Annotated in this window: 17 protein-coding genes; 4 read left to right on the top strand and 13 right to left on the bottom strand. The window is 69.5% G+C overall.

All coding sequences use genetic code 11. The annotated features are described in order from the left end of the window. Positions 1–40: 40 nt before the first annotated feature. From trpA to D5S18_RS31655, 5 genes are all read right to left on the bottom strand, one after another. Positions 41–841 (bottom strand): tryptophan synthase subunit alpha, encoded by an 801-nt coding sequence (gene trpA / locus D5S18_RS31675; RefSeq protein WP_120044796.1) that lies wholly within the window; start codon positions 839–841, stop codon positions 41–43. After that, entirely contained in the window at positions 838–2139 is a 1302-nt protein-coding gene (gene trpB / locus D5S18_RS31670) for a tryptophan synthase subunit beta (RefSeq protein WP_439651200.1), read from the bottom strand. Before trpB ends, trpA begins: the two co-directional genes overlap by 4 nt. Next, positions 2109–2927, bottom strand: a complete 819-nt coding sequence (gene trpC / locus D5S18_RS31665) for an indole-3-glycerol phosphate synthase TrpC (RefSeq protein WP_120044795.1) — start codon at positions 2925–2927, stop codon at positions 2109–2111. The genes trpB and trpC overlap by 31 nt, the downstream gene beginning before the upstream one ends. Before the next feature lie 186 nt (positions 2928–3113). Beyond that, positions 3114–3866, bottom strand: coding sequence for a TIGR02234 family membrane protein (locus D5S18_RS31660; protein ID WP_120044794.1), 753 nt, complete (start codon positions 3864–3866; stop codon positions 3114–3116). Then, the gene (locus D5S18_RS31655; protein ID WP_120044793.1) at positions 3863–5407 is read right to left on the bottom strand and encodes an anthranilate synthase component I; all 1545 of its coding nucleotides are present in this window, start codon (positions 5405–5407) and stop codon (positions 3863–3865) included. Before D5S18_RS31655 ends, D5S18_RS31660 begins: the two co-directional genes overlap by 4 nt. Positions 5408–5635: 228 nt before the next feature. Here D5S18_RS31655 and D5S18_RS31650 point away from each other — a divergent pair, with 228 nt between their 5' ends. The 4 genes from D5S18_RS31650 (at position 5636) to D5S18_RS31635 (ending at position 7794) form a co-directional block, all read left to right on the top strand. Then, positions 5636–5875, top strand: a complete 240-nt coding sequence (locus D5S18_RS31650) for a hypothetical protein (RefSeq protein ID WP_239004117.1) — start codon at positions 5636–5638, stop codon at positions 5873–5875. A 196-nt stretch (positions 5876–6071) separates the two neighbouring features. Beyond that, the gene (locus D5S18_RS31645) at positions 6072–6527 is read left to right on the top strand and encodes a peroxiredoxin (protein WP_120044791.1); all 456 of its coding nucleotides are present in this window, start codon (positions 6072–6074) and stop codon (positions 6525–6527) included. Positions 6528–6579: 52 nt separating this feature from the next. After that, complete coding sequence (locus D5S18_RS31640; protein ID WP_120044790.1) at positions 6580–7164, top strand: permease; 585 nt, start codon at positions 6580–6582, stop codon at positions 7162–7164. A gap of 201 nt (positions 7165–7365) precedes the next feature. Further along, complete coding sequence (locus D5S18_RS31635) at positions 7366–7794, top strand: MarR family winged helix-turn-helix transcriptional regulator (RefSeq protein WP_120044934.1); 429 nt, start codon at positions 7366–7368, stop codon at positions 7792–7794. Here the strand turns inward: D5S18_RS31635 and hisI are convergent, their stop codons facing one another. The 8 genes from hisI to hisB form a co-directional block, all read right to left on the bottom strand. Then, a complete protein-coding gene (gene hisI / locus D5S18_RS31630; protein WP_120044789.1) occupies positions 7795–8139 on the bottom strand; it encodes a phosphoribosyl-AMP cyclohydrolase in 345 nt (114 codons plus the stop codon). It lies immediately after the preceding gene. Positions 8140–8166: 27 nt separating this feature from the next. After that, positions 8167–9108, bottom strand: coding sequence for a TIGR03564 family F420-dependent LLM class oxidoreductase (locus tag D5S18_RS31625; protein ID WP_120044788.1), 942 nt, complete (start codon positions 9106–9108; stop codon positions 8167–8169). 66 nt (positions 9109–9174) lie between these two features. Beyond that, the gene (gene hisF / locus D5S18_RS31620) at positions 9175–9948 is read right to left on the bottom strand and encodes an imidazole glycerol phosphate synthase subunit HisF (protein WP_120044787.1); all 774 of its coding nucleotides are present in this window, start codon (positions 9946–9948) and stop codon (positions 9175–9177) included. Between the two features lie 4 nt (positions 9949–9952). Continuing rightward, positions 9953–10762: an inositol monophosphatase family protein gene (locus D5S18_RS31615; RefSeq protein WP_120044786.1), complete on the bottom strand. Its 810-nt coding sequence runs from the start codon at positions 10760–10762 to the stop codon at positions 9953–9955. A gap of 4 nt (positions 10763–10766) precedes the next feature. Further along, complete coding sequence (gene priA, locus D5S18_RS31610; RefSeq protein WP_120044785.1) at positions 10767–11498, bottom strand: bifunctional 1-(5-phosphoribosyl)-5-((5-phosphoribosylamino)methylideneamino)imidazole-4-carboxamide isomerase/phosphoribosylanthranilate isomerase PriA; 732 nt, start codon at positions 11496–11498, stop codon at positions 10767–10769. A 149-nt stretch (positions 11499–11647) separates the two neighbouring features. Continuing rightward, the gene (locus D5S18_RS31605; RefSeq protein ID WP_120044784.1) at positions 11648–12100 is read right to left on the bottom strand and encodes a MarR family winged helix-turn-helix transcriptional regulator; all 453 of its coding nucleotides are present in this window, start codon (positions 12098–12100) and stop codon (positions 11648–11650) included. A 153-nt stretch (positions 12101–12253) separates the two neighbouring features. Next, positions 12254–12889, bottom strand: a complete 636-nt coding sequence (gene hisH, locus D5S18_RS31600; protein ID WP_120044783.1) for an imidazole glycerol phosphate synthase subunit HisH — start codon at positions 12887–12889, stop codon at positions 12254–12256. Continuing rightward, positions 12886–13500 (bottom strand): imidazoleglycerol-phosphate dehydratase HisB, encoded by a 615-nt coding sequence (hisB, locus tag D5S18_RS31595; protein WP_120044933.1) that lies wholly within the window; start codon positions 13498–13500, stop codon positions 12886–12888. The genes hisH and hisB overlap by 4 nt, the downstream gene beginning before the upstream one ends. Between the last annotated feature and the right edge of the window lie 21 nt (positions 13501–13521).

The raw sequence follows: 13521 nt of genomic DNA, 5'->3' as shown, positions 1-13521 counted from the left end.
TAGCCGAATGCGCGGTACCGACCCGCCGCGGGGAGCGGCCCTACGTGCGAACGGGGGCCGAGCGCACACCCGCGGCCAGTTCGGCTGTGAGGTCACGCACCGCGTCCAGGCCGACGCTCGCCGCCGTCACCAGGGCCGAACCCACGATGACACCGTCGGCGTAGGCCGCGATCTCGGCCGCCTGCGCACCGCTGCGCACGCCGAGGCCGACGCCGATCGGGATATCGCTGTGCGCCCGCACCCGCGCGCACAGCGCGGGCGCCGCCGAGGACACCGCCTCGCGCGCGCCGGTGACGCCCATGGTGGAGGCGGCGTAGATGAAGCCTCGGCTCGCCCCGAGCGTCTTGACCAGCCGCTCCTCGGTGGAGGACGGTGCGACCAGGAAGATCCGGTCCAGGTTGTGGGTGGCCGAGGCGACGAACCAGTCGTCGGCCTCCTCCGGGATCAGATTCGGGGTGATCATGCCCGCGCCACCGGCCGCGGCCAGATCGCGGGCGAAATTGTCGACCCCGTACTGCAGCACCGGATTCCAGTAGCTCATGACCACGGCCTGGCCACCCGCCTCGACAATGCCCTCCACCACGGAGAACACGTCGCGCACCCGCACCCCGCCGCGCAGCGCCTGCTCGGCGGCGGCCTGGATGGTGGGGCCGTCCATGACGGGATCGGAGTAGGCGACGCCGACCTCCACGATGTCGCAGCCCGCCTCGACCATGGTCCGGCACACCTCGATGGAGCCTGCCAGGTCGGGATAGCCCGCAGGCAGGTAGCCGATGAGCGCGGCGCGGCCCTCGGCCCGCGCGGCGGCGAAGGTATTGGCGAGGCGCGACTGCTGGCTCACTGCGCGATCCCCTTCTCCTCGGTGGCCGGATCGAACAGGTTGAACCAGCGGGCCGCCGTATCCATATCCTTGTCGCCGCGACCGGACAGGCTGACCAGGATGACGGCGCCCTCGCCCAGTTCGCGACCGAGTTTCAGCGCGCCCGCGACGGCGTGCGCGGATTCGATCGCCGGGATGATGCCCTCGGCGCGCGAGAGCAGCAGCAGCGCGTCCATCGCCTCGGTATCGGTGATCGGGTGGTATTCGGCGCGGCCCGTATCCTTCAGGTACGCGTGCTCCGGGCCGACGCCCGGATAGTCCAGACCCGCGGAGATGGAGTGGGATTCGATGGTCTGGCCGTCCTCGTCCTGCAGCAGGTACGAGTACGCGCCCTGGAACGCGCCGGGTGTGCCGCCGGTGAAAGTGGCCGCGTGCCTTCCGGTTTCCACGCCGTCGCCCGCGGCCTCGTAACCGACCAGGCGGACGGCGGGATCGTCGATGAAGGCGTGGAAAATGCCGATGGCGTTGGAGCCACCGCCCACACAGGCGACGACCGCGTCGGGCAGGCCGCCGGTGAGCTCCTGGATCTGCGCGCGCGCCTCCAGCCCGACAACGCGCTGGAAATCGCGCACCATCATCGGGAACGGGTGCGGACCGGCGGCGGTCCCGAAGCAGTAGTAGGTGGTGTCGGCATTGGTGACCCAGTCGCGCAGGGCCTCGTTGATCGCGTCCTTGAGGGTCTGCGAACCGGAGGTGACCGAGATGACCTCCGCGCCGAGCAGACGCATCCGGGCGACGTTGAGCGCTTGGCGCGCCGTATCGACCGCGCCCATATAAATGACACATTCGAGCCCGAGCAGGGCGCAGGCGGTGGCGGTGGCCACCCCGTGCTGACCCGCGCCGGTCTCGGCGATGACGCGCTTCTTGCCCATCCGCCGAGCCAGCAGCGCCTGCCCGAGCACATTGTTGATCTTGTGCGAACCGGTGTGGTTCAGGTCCTCGCGCTTGAGCACGATGCGCGCGCCACCCGCGTGCTCGGACAGCCGCACGCATTCGAAGATCGGCGAGGGGCGACCGGTGTAATCGCGCTGCAACCGATCCAATTCGGCCAGGAAGACCGGATCCAGCCTGCACTTGTCGTATTCGGCGGTGACCTCTTCGATCGTCGCCATCAGCGCCTCGGGCACGTGCCGACCGCCGTAGCGACCCCAGTGGCCACCCGCATCCGGCTCGTGCGCGCTGCGCTCATGGACTCCTACCGACGCGGCGGGCAGTGCGGTCACGACGCTCACCGGCCCCGACGCAGCGGACGCGGACACGACGGGTGGGTGCCCGCCGTCACCAGCTCCGAGACGGCGGCGCGCGGGTCGCCGCTGATCACCAGCGACTCGCCGACCAGGACGGCGTCCGCGCCCGCGCCCGCGTAGGCGAGCAGGTCGGCGGTGCCGCTGATCCCGGATTCGGCGATCCGGATGACCTCGGTGGGCAGTCCCGGCGCGATACGGGCGAAGACGTCGCGGTCGACCTCGAGCGTCTTCAGGTCGCGGGCGTTGACACCGATCACCGACGCGCCCGCATTCAGCGCGCGATCGGCCTCCTCCTCGGTGTGCACCTCGACCAGCGCGGTCATCCCCAGGGATTCGGTGCGGTCGATGAGCGAGGACAGGGTGTCCTGATCCAGGGCCGCGACAATGAGCAGGATGACATCCGCGCCGTGCGCGCGGGCCTCGTGGATCTGGTAGGTGCCGACCACGAAATCCTTGCGCAGGATGGGGATGTTCACCGTGGCGCGGACCGCGTCCAGGTCCGCCAGGGATCCGTGGAAGCGGCGGCTCTCGGTGAGCACGCTGATCACCCGCGCGCCGCCGTCCTCGTAGGCTTTGGCGAGGCTGGCCGGGTCCGGGATGTCGGCGAGCTCGCCCTTGGAGGGGCTGGCCCGCTTGACCTCGGCGATCACGCCGATACCGTCTTCGAGGAGGGCGGCGCGGGCGTCCAGGGGCGCGGGGGCCGCGGCCGCGGCGGCTTTCACCGCCGGGAAATCGACCAGGGTTTCCCGAGCGGCGACATCCGCGCGGACCCCGTCGAGAATCGAGTCGAGGACCGTCATCTGGCTCGAATCCTTTCTGGGGAGACGGATTTGCTACCTGAGAGTCCTTCAGGGCGCTGTCTCACCGATGCTGACAAAGAATAAATGGGCGGGGATCGCACGGTAACGGCGGGGTTGTGTTTGCTCACAACACGCGGTAATGGCCGATGCGGGCATGCAGGCGGGTTGCGGCGCGCGGCCGAGCGCTCACCCGGCCTTGGTCCCGCCGCTCGACGAATCCCGGTCCGCGCCCGTGTTGTTCGGCGCCGCCTCGGTGGACTTGCTCGGCACTGCCTCGATGGGGTTGTTCGGCACCGCCTCGGCGGACTTGCTCGGCGCCGCCTCGGTGGGATCCGCGCCCGCGTCCAGCGCGTCCCAGAGCACGCGCTCGGCGAGGCGGTCCGGCGCCGCGCCCGCCTCGGCGTCGCGTACCCGAGCGGACGCGGCGGCGCGACGGAAGACCGGGTTGTCGTATTTGCCGGACAGCCGGGCCGCGCGCTCGGACATGCGGGCCAGCAGCGCCGCCGCCGCGAGGGCCGCGGCCGCGCCGAACAGCGACACCACCGCCGCGAGGGCCGAGGTCTGCAGATCGGTGACCTCGGCGCGGGCGGGCAACTCCGCCAACGTCTTCGCGCGCTCCGCCGTCGCCTTGCCCATGAGCAGCGCGAAACCCGGCACCGCGGCCACCGCGGCCACCAAGGCGACGAGCACCCCGACCAACCGGCGCAACCAGCCCCTGGTGGCCAGCGCGGCCGCGATGGCGGCCAGCAGCACCAGGGCGAGCGGAGTGAGCGCGCCGAACCAGGTCGCGCCGGCGAGGTGATGCACCCGCGGTTCGGTGAGACCGTCGGCGGAGTGCACCGTCACCCACGTCATCCGGGACGACAGCCACAGCAGTGCGGCGGCCGCCGCGAGCAGCGCCGCGGGCGCGATCGGGTATTTGCGCGGCTGCCCGCTCATCGCTCGTCGGCCTCCCCGATCGGGTACGCGCGCACCGTCTCGGCCGCCGCGATCGCCTTCAGCACGGCCATCGCCTTGGTACGCGATTCCGCGTCCTCGTAGTCCGGTTCGGAATCGGCGACGATGCCCGCGCCCGCCTGCACGTAGGCGGTGCCGTCCTTGAGCAGCGCGGTGCGGATGGCGATGGCGGTATCGGCGTCGCCCGCGAAGTCGAGGTAGCCGACCACACCGGCGTAGACGCCGCGGCGGGTCGGCTCCAACTCCTCGATCAGCTCCATGGCGCGCACCTTCGGCGCGCCCGACAGCGTGCCCGCCGGGAAGCAGGCGCGCACCGCGTCGAGCGCGATCCGGTCCGGCGCGAGCCGCCCGGACACCGTGGACACCAGATGCATGACATGCGAATACCGCTCGACATGCCGGTATTCGGTGACCCGCACCGTACCGGGCAGGCAGACCCGCCCCAGATCGTTGCGGCCCAGGTCGACCAGCATCAGGTGTTCGGCGTTCTCCTTCTCGTCGGCGAGCAGACCCTTCTCCAACAGCAGGTCGTCCTCCTCGGTGACCCCGCGCCAGCGGGTGCCCGCGATCGGATGTGTGGTCGCGACACCGTCTTTCACCGTGACGAGCGCTTCCGGGCTGGAGCCGACGATCGAGAACGCGGTGTCGCCCGAGCCGTCGGGAACCTGCAGCAGATACATGTACGGGCTCGGATTGGAGGCGCGCAGCATGCGGTAGAGGTCGAGCGGATCGCCGTCGTAGTCCATCTCGAAACGCTGGGACAGCACCACCTGGAATGCCTCGCCCGCCTCGATCTCCTCGACCAGCCGCCGCACCCCCGCCCCGAACTCCTCGCAGGTGCGTCTGCGCCGGAACCGCGGCTCCGGTCGGTCGAAGACCGAGACCGTGGAATCGGCTGGTTCGGCCAGCGCGCGCGTCATCCGGTCGAGGCGGGTCACGGCGTCGTCGTAGGCCTCGTCCACCTTGTCGGCGGTGCCGTCCCAATTGACCGCGTTGGCGATGAGGGTGATCGCACCTTCGTGATGGTCGAAGGCGGCCAGATCGGTGGCCAGCAGCAGCACCATCTCGGGCACGCGCAGATCGTCGACGGTGAGTTCCGGCAGGCGCTCCATCCGGCGCACCGCGTCGTAGCCGAGGTAGCCGACCATGCCGCCGGTGAGCGGGGGCAGACCGGGCAGGCGCTCGGTGCGCAGCAGTTCCAGCGTCTCGCGCAGGGCGTCGAGCGGGTCGCCGCCGGAGGGGGCGTCGGCCGGAATGGCGCCGAGCCAGGCGGCTTTTCCGTCCACCACCGTGAGCGCCGAGGGGCTGCCCGCCCCAATGAACGACCAGCGCGACCAGGACCGACCGGTTTCCGCCGATTCGAACAGGAAGGTCGCCGCCCGACCACCCGCCAGCTTGCGGTAGGCCGAGAGCGGAGTCTCCGAGTCGGCGAGCACTTTGCGGGTCACCGGAACCACCCGGTGCTCGGCGGCCAGCAGGCGGAACTGTTCGCGGGTCGTGGTCGTGGTGGATGCGCCGGTCATCGCTCAAGTATCACGGGCCGATCCGGAGCGCCAACCGCCGCATCCGAATTAGACCGGTCGGTTCGGACGCGCCGCCGACCCCTGTGGCCGTGGTCACTAGACTCCGTCCGTTCCATCTGTTCTCCCTTCCCCATCTCGAGCGGTACCAACACCGAGAGGAGTCCGCACCCGATGTACCCCTCGCACCCGGAGGCTCAGCGGCATGCAGGCCCAGGTTCGTTGTCGCGCATGCCGGGCCAGGCCCCGAGTCCGATGGGCGGTAGCCAGGGCATCAGCCCGGTGAGCGCCCTGGCCTCCTTCGTCACCTACGTGAAGGCGCTGGAAGCCATCGACCGCCATCACTTCCCGGACGAGTACGCCATACACAGCGACCGGATTCGCGAGCTCAGGCCGTTCCTGCGCGCGCACGGCATCCTCGATGTCATGGCCATCAAGAATCCGGAGGTCGCCGCCCTGATCGGCGCCTGAGTCGCCATAATCGTGGCTACCGCCTGAGTCGCCGTAATAGTGGCTGCCGCCCGAGTCGCCGCAATGGTGGCTGCCGCCCGAGTCGCCGCGAGAGCGGCTGACGCGTGAGTCGCCTTGGTGGAGGCGCGCCCCGCCTCCACCGATGCCCGCGGTCGCGTTCGGCCGCACGCCGTTTCGCTGTGTACTGTCCAGTCACATGAAGACAGGTCGGCTCGCCCCGCAGTTCGAGCTCCCGGATCAGTCCGGCACCGTCCGCTCGCTGGAGTCCCTGCTCGCCGCCGGCCCGTTGGTCCTGTTCTTCTATCCCGCCGCGAATACCCCCGTGTGCACCGCCGAGGCGTGCCACTTCCGGGATGTGGCGGGCGAATTCGCGCGGTTGGGCGCGTCCTGCGTCGGTATCAGCACCGACAGCGTCGCCATCCAGGCGGGTTTCGCCACCAAGCAGCGCCTCGGCTATCCGGTGCTCTCCGATTCCGAGGGGAAGGTCGCCGCCGCCTACGGGGTCAAGCGCGGGCTGCTGGGGCGATTGGCCCCGGTCAAACGGCAGACCTTCGTCATCGATACCGATCGCACCATCCTGAAGATCATCTCGGGTGAGCTGCGCGCCAATGTGCACGCCGACGAGGCGTTGGCCTTCCTGCGGACCCGCTGAAACACCCTGCGGGTGAAACTGTTCCACGCGGAAGCACCCCTACGCTGGACCCATGACTGGTAGCGAAGGGCACACCGAGCACAAGCCGTTCTGGTCCAGGTGGCGCACGCGTGTCATCGGCGCACTGGCGGCCATCGCGGTGTTGATCGGGGCCTATTTCATCCTGGCGGCGTTCATCCCGCGCTGGTGGGCACAGCGGGTGGGTTCCATGGTCGACAAGAGCTTCTCCAAGGGCATCCTGCTCGGCTTGGGCTATGGCGCGCTCGGCACGCTCATCCCGCTGCTGCTGATCCTGTTCGCGGTCTTCGTCTGGCGCAGGCGGGCGGGCAAGGTGCTGGCGGGCGCGTCCGGCGTGCTCGCGGTGCTCACCGCCGTCCCCAACCTCATGACGCTGACCATCGTGCTGGGCACCGGTAGCGGAGCCAATGCCGGGCGCCGGATTCTGGATGTCGAGGCGCCCGCGTTCCGGGGTGCGGCGCTGGTCGGCGCGATCGTCGCGGCGGCGGTTTTCGTCCTGCTGCTCGTCCTGCTCGCGCGGCGGCATTGGCGCGGGCGGAAGGCCGTCGAACAGACCGGTCGGATCGAGTCGAACCCGGCAAGTCGGGAGACCGAGGCAACACGCCGCGAGGGCATGTGAGTGACCTCACGGACGCGCCTAACTTCATGACGGTCGAGCGAAGCCGTGGCAAACTCATTCACACGGGTGACTGTGAATACGCTTTTCATTAATCGCTAGGCGAACGGACAAAACCACGTCACTTGGCTTGAAAGAAGGCACACAGTGACGAAATGGCTCGACCCCGTCGAACAACGAGCTTGGCGCGCGATCGTCGCGCTGATGACCCGATTACCCGGTGCGCTGGATACCCAATTGCAGCGCGAATCCGGCGTGACCCATTTCGAGTACTGGGTCCTCACCCTGCTGTCGGAGGAACCGGGCCATCGACTGCAAATGAGTGATCTGGCCCACAAGGCAAATGCATCGCTATCGCGCCTGTCCCATGTGGTGTCAAAGCTGGAACGCATGGGTTGGGCCGAGCGCAGCGCCACCACCGGACGGCGCGGCGTCCAAGCCGTCCTCACCGATGACGGCTACCTGAAGGTGGTGGAGGCGGCCCCCGGATATCTGGACGCGGTGCGCCGCCTCGTCTTCGACGGGCTCGACGCCGGGCAGACCGAGGAACTGGCCGAACTCAGCGAGAAGATGACCGGGCAGATGTCCGAGGCGCTCGCCGAAGGGGTCGGGGACGCCCGCGGCGAGCGATAGTCACGAAGCGGCCAGCAGCACATCGGTGTCGAAGCAGGTGTGGGTGCCGGTGTGGCAGGCCGCGCCCACCTGGTCCACGATCAGCAGCACGGTATCGCCGTCGCAGTCCAGGCGGACCTCGTGCACGTACTGGGTGTGGCCCGAAGTCTCGCCCTTGACCCAGTACTGCGCCCTGGACCGCGAATAGTAGGTGGCCCTGCGGGTCGCCAAGGTGCGGGCCAGGGCCTCGTCATCCATCCAGGCCATCATGAGCACCTCGCCGGTGCCGCGCTCCTGGGCGACGGCCGCCACCAACCCGGCGTCATTGCGCTTGAGGCGGGCGGCGATGGCGGGGTCCAATGTCATGTCACCGTTTATAACAGGGGCGGCGGATCAGGCGCGGGCGCGGGCCAATTCACCCACCAGCGCCAGCGTGCGCAGCCGGTCGGCCTCGGTGGTGAGGTCGGAGTTGGCCACCACTATCTCCGTCGCCCCGGCCGCGAAGTAGGCCTCGAGTGCGGCCGCCACCGTGTCCTCATCGCCGAGTACGGCCAACTGGGCGGCGCGTTGCACACCGGACTTCTCGAGAACGCGGCGATAGGCCGGAATCTTGTCGTAGAAGGCCATGGACTCCTCGGCGGCCGCGGTCGCGGCGGCCACATCGGAGGTGACGAGGGCGGGCACCAGGGCGATCACGCGGGGGGTCGGCCTGCCCGCCCTTGCCGCCGCGGCGCGTAGCGGTTCGACGATGTGCTCATTGAGCGCGTTCGCGCCGACGAGGTAGGGCATGGTCCCGTCCGCCAGTTCGCCCGCGACCCGAAGCGTCTGCGGTCCCAAGGCGGAGACCAGCACCGGCACCGGCGGCTTCGCCCCGGCCACCTCCGCGCTGAACGGCGGTGCGGCGGTGAAGATCTCGCCGTGCAGATCGGCGGTGCCGGTTTCGAGCAGGGGACGCAGCGCGGTGAGGAATTCGCGCAGATGCGCGATCGGCCGGTCGAAACTCCCGCCGAACGCGGCCTCGGCCATGGCGCGCGAACCCGTGCCGATGCCGAGGGTGAAGCGGCCGTGGCTGGCGGCCTGCGCGGTCTGCGCCTGACCGGCGACCACCAGTGGATGCCTGCCCGCGATCGGGACCACGGAGGTGCCGACCTCGAGTTCGGGCACCTCGCGCCCCAGAATGCCCGCGACGGCGATGCTGTCGGGACCGAACAGCTGCCCCAGCCAGACGGAGCGCACACCCGCCGCCGCGGCCTCCCGGCCCGCGGTGACCGCGGCGTCGACGGCATTGTCGGAATTGTTGAGCGTGAAAGGGGACAGCGAGATTCCGAGGGTCATGGTCCAATCCAACCCGGAGGTGTCGACCGAATTCCGCTGTGGCGGAATCCCGCTAGGACACGGGCCCTAACGAACGACGATATCCGCCGCGCGCATCGCGTCCTTCACCCGACCGATGGTCAACTCGCCGAAGTGGAAGACGCTGGCCGCCAATACCGCGTCCGCGCCCGCTCGCACCGCGGGCACGAAATGGTCCACCGCGCCCGCGCCGCCGCTGGCGATGACCGGCACCGAGACCTCGGCCCGCACCGCGCGGATCATCGGCAGATCGAAGCCGACCTTGGTGCCGTCGGCGTCCATCGAGTTGAGCAGGATCTCCCCCACACCCAATTCCGCGCCGCGCCGCGCCCATTCGACCGCGTCGATCCCGGTGCCACGTCGACCGCCGTGCGTGGTGACCTCCCAGCCGGACGGGGTGTCGGGCTGCCCATCCGGCACCGTGCGGGCGTCCACCGACAGCACGATGCACTGCGAACCGAACCGCTGCGACATCTCCCGCAGCACCTCGGGCCGCGCGATCGCGGCCGTATTGACCGACACCTTGTCCGCGCCCGCGCGCAGCAGGCGATCCACATCCTCGACCGTGCGGACACCGCCACCGACGGTCAGCGGGATGAAGATCTGCTCGGCGGTGCGGGTCACCACATCGATCATGGTGCCCCGGTCGCCGGTGGAGGCGGTGACATCCAAGAAGGTCAGCTCGTCCGCGCCCTGATCGTCGTAGCGGGCGGCCAGTTCGACGGGATCGCCCGCATCCCTGAGGTTCTCGAAGTTGACGCCCTTGACGACCCGACCCGCGTCCACATCCAGACACGGAATCACCCTTACTGCGAGTGTCACAGCCTCACGCTTCCTCTTTGACAGTGCAGATCATGTCCAAAAGCTCCTCGTGCACTCCGGGCGCGGCGGCCAGCACGGACCCGGAGGTGATGGTCCACGGCGCGCCCGACAGATCCGTCACCACGCCGCCCGCCGCGCGCACCAGCGCCACCCCGGCGGCGTTGTCCCACGGATGGTGGCCGAAGACGATCGCGCCGCCGAGTACGCCGGAGGCGGTGAAGGCCAGGTCGATTCCGGTCGAACCGTGCATGCGCACCCGCGAGGACAGCCTGCTGAGCGGGCCGAGCAGATCGAAGCGGAACTGACCGGGGATCCGGCCCTGCACATCCACATTGAAGGTGCCGAAGCCGATCATGGCCTCGGCCAACTTGCCGTGCGGCAGCGGCGGCATGGCCGCGCCGTCCAATAGCACCGGGCCGCCCGCCACGGCCGCGTAGCGACGGTCCAGCATGGGCAGCCAGGTCAGTCCGATGACGGGTTCGCCCTCGCGGACCAGTGCCAGCAGCATGCCCGAAAGCGGATGCCCCTGCGAATAATTGAAGGTGCCGTCGATCGGGTCCAGCACCCACGCGGTGCCCGCGGTGAGTTGCGGACCGCCGAATTCCTCGCCGTGCACCTCGATTCCGGTGCGCCGGGACAGCTCATCGGAGACGGTGCGCTCGAGTTCCAGATCGAATTCGGTGGCGAAGTCGTTGCGGCCCTTGGCCACCGCGCTCGGCGCGCCGACACCTTCCAGAAAGCGCGGCCGCACCGCGTCGAGCACCTCGCTCGCCACGGCCAGCAGCGCGGGCAAATCGCTTTCGGGAGTAGCCATTACCTCAACGCACCGCGGCGAGCGCGTCGGGCAGCGTGAAACGCCCGGCGTACAACGCCTTTCCGACGATCGAACCCTCCACGCCCTCGGGGACCAGCTCGGCGATGGCCACCAGGTCGGCGATGGTCGAGACCCCGCCGGAGGCGATGACCGGCGCGTCGGTGGCCTGGCAGACCCCGCGCAGCAGGTCCAGATTCGGGCCGGTGAGGGTGCCGTCCTTGGTGACGTCGGTGACGACGTAGCGGGTGCAGCCGTCGCCCTCCAGGCGCTCGAGCACCTCCCACAGGTCGCCGCCGTCGCTGACCCAGCCGCGACCGCGCAGCCGGTGCTCGCCGTTGACGATGCGCACATCCAGGCCGACCGCGATGCGGTCGCCGTATTCGCCGAGGGCGCGGGCGCACCACTTCGGGTCCTCCAGGGCGGCGGTGCCCAGATTCACCCGCGCGCAGCCGGTGGCCAGGGCCGCCTTCAGCGACTCGTCGTCGCGGATGCCGCCGGACAGTTCCACCTTGACATCCAGCTCGCCGACGACCTCGGCCAGCAGCTCGCGGTTGGAGCCGCGCCCGAAGGCGGCGTCCAGATCCACCAGGTGCACCCATTCGGCGCCGGCCTGCTGCCAGGCCAGCGCGGCCTCGCGGGGCGAGCCGTAGCTGGTCTCGCTGCCCGCCTCCCCCCGGACGAGGCGCACGGCCTCACCGTTGGCGACATCGACGGCGGGCAGCAGTACGAGGCTCACGATCGGACCTCCCCGCTGCTGGCTCGGGACACCGTGTCACTGCCTGGTTGGCTCCGCTCACTCACGGGAGCAGTTTAATCGGCCGGGGCCGAAGGTCCTTCTCCGGCCTGCGGATATGGTGCGCGAGGTCTCGATCGGGGCGGTCGGGCTCAGCCCCTCGCGTGGTCGTCGAGAATGCGGACCAGCAAGCCGACCAGTTGGGATCGTTCCTCGTGGTTGAGCGCGGACAGCATCTCGTCCTGGGCGTGGCGCAGGTGCCCGTCCATCTCGGCGAGGTGGGCCGAACCCGTCGCGGTGAGGGTGACGATATTGCGGCGGCGGTCGGTGGGGTCCGGACAGCGCTCGATGAATGCGCGCTCGGCCAGATCGTTGAGGACCGCGACGACATCGCTGCGATCGATGCGGGTGCGCCTGCCCAACTCCGCCTGACTGGCCGGTCCGACCTCGGCGAGGGTGGCCAATAGCGCGTAGTGGTAGCGACGCGAACCGGTCGCGTCCAGCGCGCGATCGGTGGCCCGGTTGGCCACGATGGCGACCTGATTCATCAGCCGGGTCGGCAGTGCGCGCAACCTGCCCTCGGCACCATCCTGCGCGATGTCCATGGACACCAATGTAGCAAGGCAGTCGTTGGCTATACCTACAGTTCGCTGGACGGGGCGGCACCGGGCGGAGGCCGAGAGTGTCGGGCGGCCGCAGCCGGGCGGCCCCAAACCGGCAGGGCCGCGCCGGAATCGATGACCGGCGCGGCCACCTACTCAGAGCGAGTCGATCCAGTTGCGCAGCAACCGCGCTCCGGCATCACCGGATTTCTCGGGGTGGAACTGCGTGGCCGACAGCGCCCCGTTCTCCACTGCCGCCAGGAACGGCACCCCGTGCTCGGCCCAGGTGAGCCGGGGATGCGCGAAATGCTCACTCGGGGGCAGATCCCAGGCCAGGGCCGCGTAGGAGTGCACGAAGTAGAAGCGGGTCTCGGCGTCCATCCCGGCGAACAGGGTGCTGTCGGACGGGGCCGAGACGGTATTCCAGCCCATATGCGGCAACACCGGCGCCGACAGCCGCTCGACCACACCGGGCCATTCCGCGCAGCCCTCGGTCTCCACACCGAATTCCACCCCGCGCTCGAACAGGATCTGCATTCCGACACAGATCCCCAGCACCGGGCGACCACCCGCCAGCCGCTGCCCGATGATCCGGTCACCCCGCACCGCGCGCAACCCGGCCATACACGCCGCGTACGCGCCGACACCGGGCACCACCAGACCGTCGGCGGCCAGCGCGGCCGACGCGTCGGCCGTGACCTCCACCTTCGCCCCGGCCCGCGCCAGCGCCCGCTCGGCCGAGTGCAGATTGCCCGAACCGTAATCGAGCAGCACCACGGATTTCACTGTCACAGTGTGCCTTTCGTGGATGGAACACCGTTGACCCGAGGATCGAGCTCGACAGCGGCGCGCAACGCCCGTGCCACAGCCTTGAATTCGGCCTCGGTCACGTGATGCTGGTCGCGTCCGTAGAGCACCCGTACGTGCAGCGCGATACGCGCGTTCATCGCGATCGACTCGAAGACATGCCGATTGAGCACCGTCGAGTAGGGCGCGCCGGGACCCGCGCCCGGAATCACCGCGTGCAGCAGATGTTCCGGCTCCCCCGTGTGCACGCAGTACGGTCGACCCGACACGTCGACCACGGCGTGCGCCAGCGTCTCATCCATCGGAATGTAGGCATCCCCGAAGCGGCGGATACCGCTCTTGTCCCCCAACGCCTTTCCCAACGCCTGCCCGAACACGATGGCCGTGTCCTCGACGGTGTGATGCGCCTCGATCTCGATATCGCCCTCGGCGCGGACGGTGAGATCGAAGCCCGCGTGCGCACCGAGCGCGGTCAGCATGTGGTCGTAGAACGGGACGCCCGTGGCGATCTCGGTGCGTCCGGAGCCGTCGAGATCGAGCTCGACGACGATATTCGATTCCTTGGTGACGCGCTCCACCCGCGCGGTTCTGCTCATAATCTTTTCCTTCACAGGCGG

The organism is Nocardia panacis (assembly GCF_003598715.1).
Lineage (GTDB): Bacteria > Actinomycetota > Actinomycetes > Mycobacteriales > Mycobacteriaceae > Nocardia > Nocardia panacis.
Note: the sequence above shows the minus strand (reverse complement) of the source record. Positions and strands in the feature narration are given on the sequence as shown.

What these genes read in the sequence shown, in the direction of transcription:
- trpC (WP_120044795.1), bottom strand. Translation starts at nt 2,927, where the DNA reads ATGACGGTCCTCGACTCGATTCTCGACGGGGTCCGCGCGGATGTCGCC.
- D5S18_RS31660 (WP_120044794.1), bottom strand. Translation starts at nt 3,866, where the DNA reads ATGAGCGGGCAGCCGCGCAAATACCCGATCGCGCCCGCGGCGCTGCTC.
- D5S18_RS31655 (WP_120044793.1), bottom strand. Translation starts at nt 5,407, where the DNA reads ATGACCGGCGCATCCACCACGACCACGACCCGCGAACAGTTCCGCCTG.
- D5S18_RS31650 (WP_239004117.1), top strand. Translation starts at nt 5,636, where the DNA reads ATGCCGGGCCAGGCCCCGAGTCCGATGGGCGGTAGCCAGGGCATCAGC.
- D5S18_RS31645 (WP_120044791.1), top strand. Translation starts at nt 6,072, where the DNA reads ATGAAGACAGGTCGGCTCGCCCCGCAGTTCGAGCTCCCGGATCAGTCC.
- D5S18_RS31640 (WP_120044790.1), top strand. Translation starts at nt 6,580, where the DNA reads ATGACTGGTAGCGAAGGGCACACCGAGCACAAGCCGTTCTGGTCCAGG.
- D5S18_RS31635 (WP_120044934.1), top strand. Translation starts at nt 7,366, where the DNA reads ATGACCCGATTACCCGGTGCGCTGGATACCCAATTGCAGCGCGAATCC.
- hisI (WP_120044789.1), bottom strand. Translation starts at nt 8,139, where the DNA reads ATGACATTGGACCCCGCCATCGCCGCCCGCCTCAAGCGCAATGACGCC.
- D5S18_RS31625 (WP_120044788.1), bottom strand. Translation starts at nt 9,108, where the DNA reads ATGACCCTCGGAATCTCGCTGTCCCCTTTCACGCTCAACAATTCCGAC.
- D5S18_RS31615 (WP_120044786.1), bottom strand. Translation starts at nt 10,762, where the DNA reads ATGGCTACTCCCGAAAGCGATTTGCCCGCGCTGCTGGCCGTGGCGAGC.
- D5S18_RS31605 (WP_120044784.1), bottom strand. Translation starts at nt 12,100, where the DNA reads ATGGACATCGCGCAGGATGGTGCCGAGGGCAGGTTGCGCGCACTGCCG.
- hisB (WP_120044933.1), bottom strand. Translation starts at nt 13,500, where the DNA reads ATGAGCAGAACCGCGCGGGTGGAGCGCGTCACCAAGGAATCGAATATC.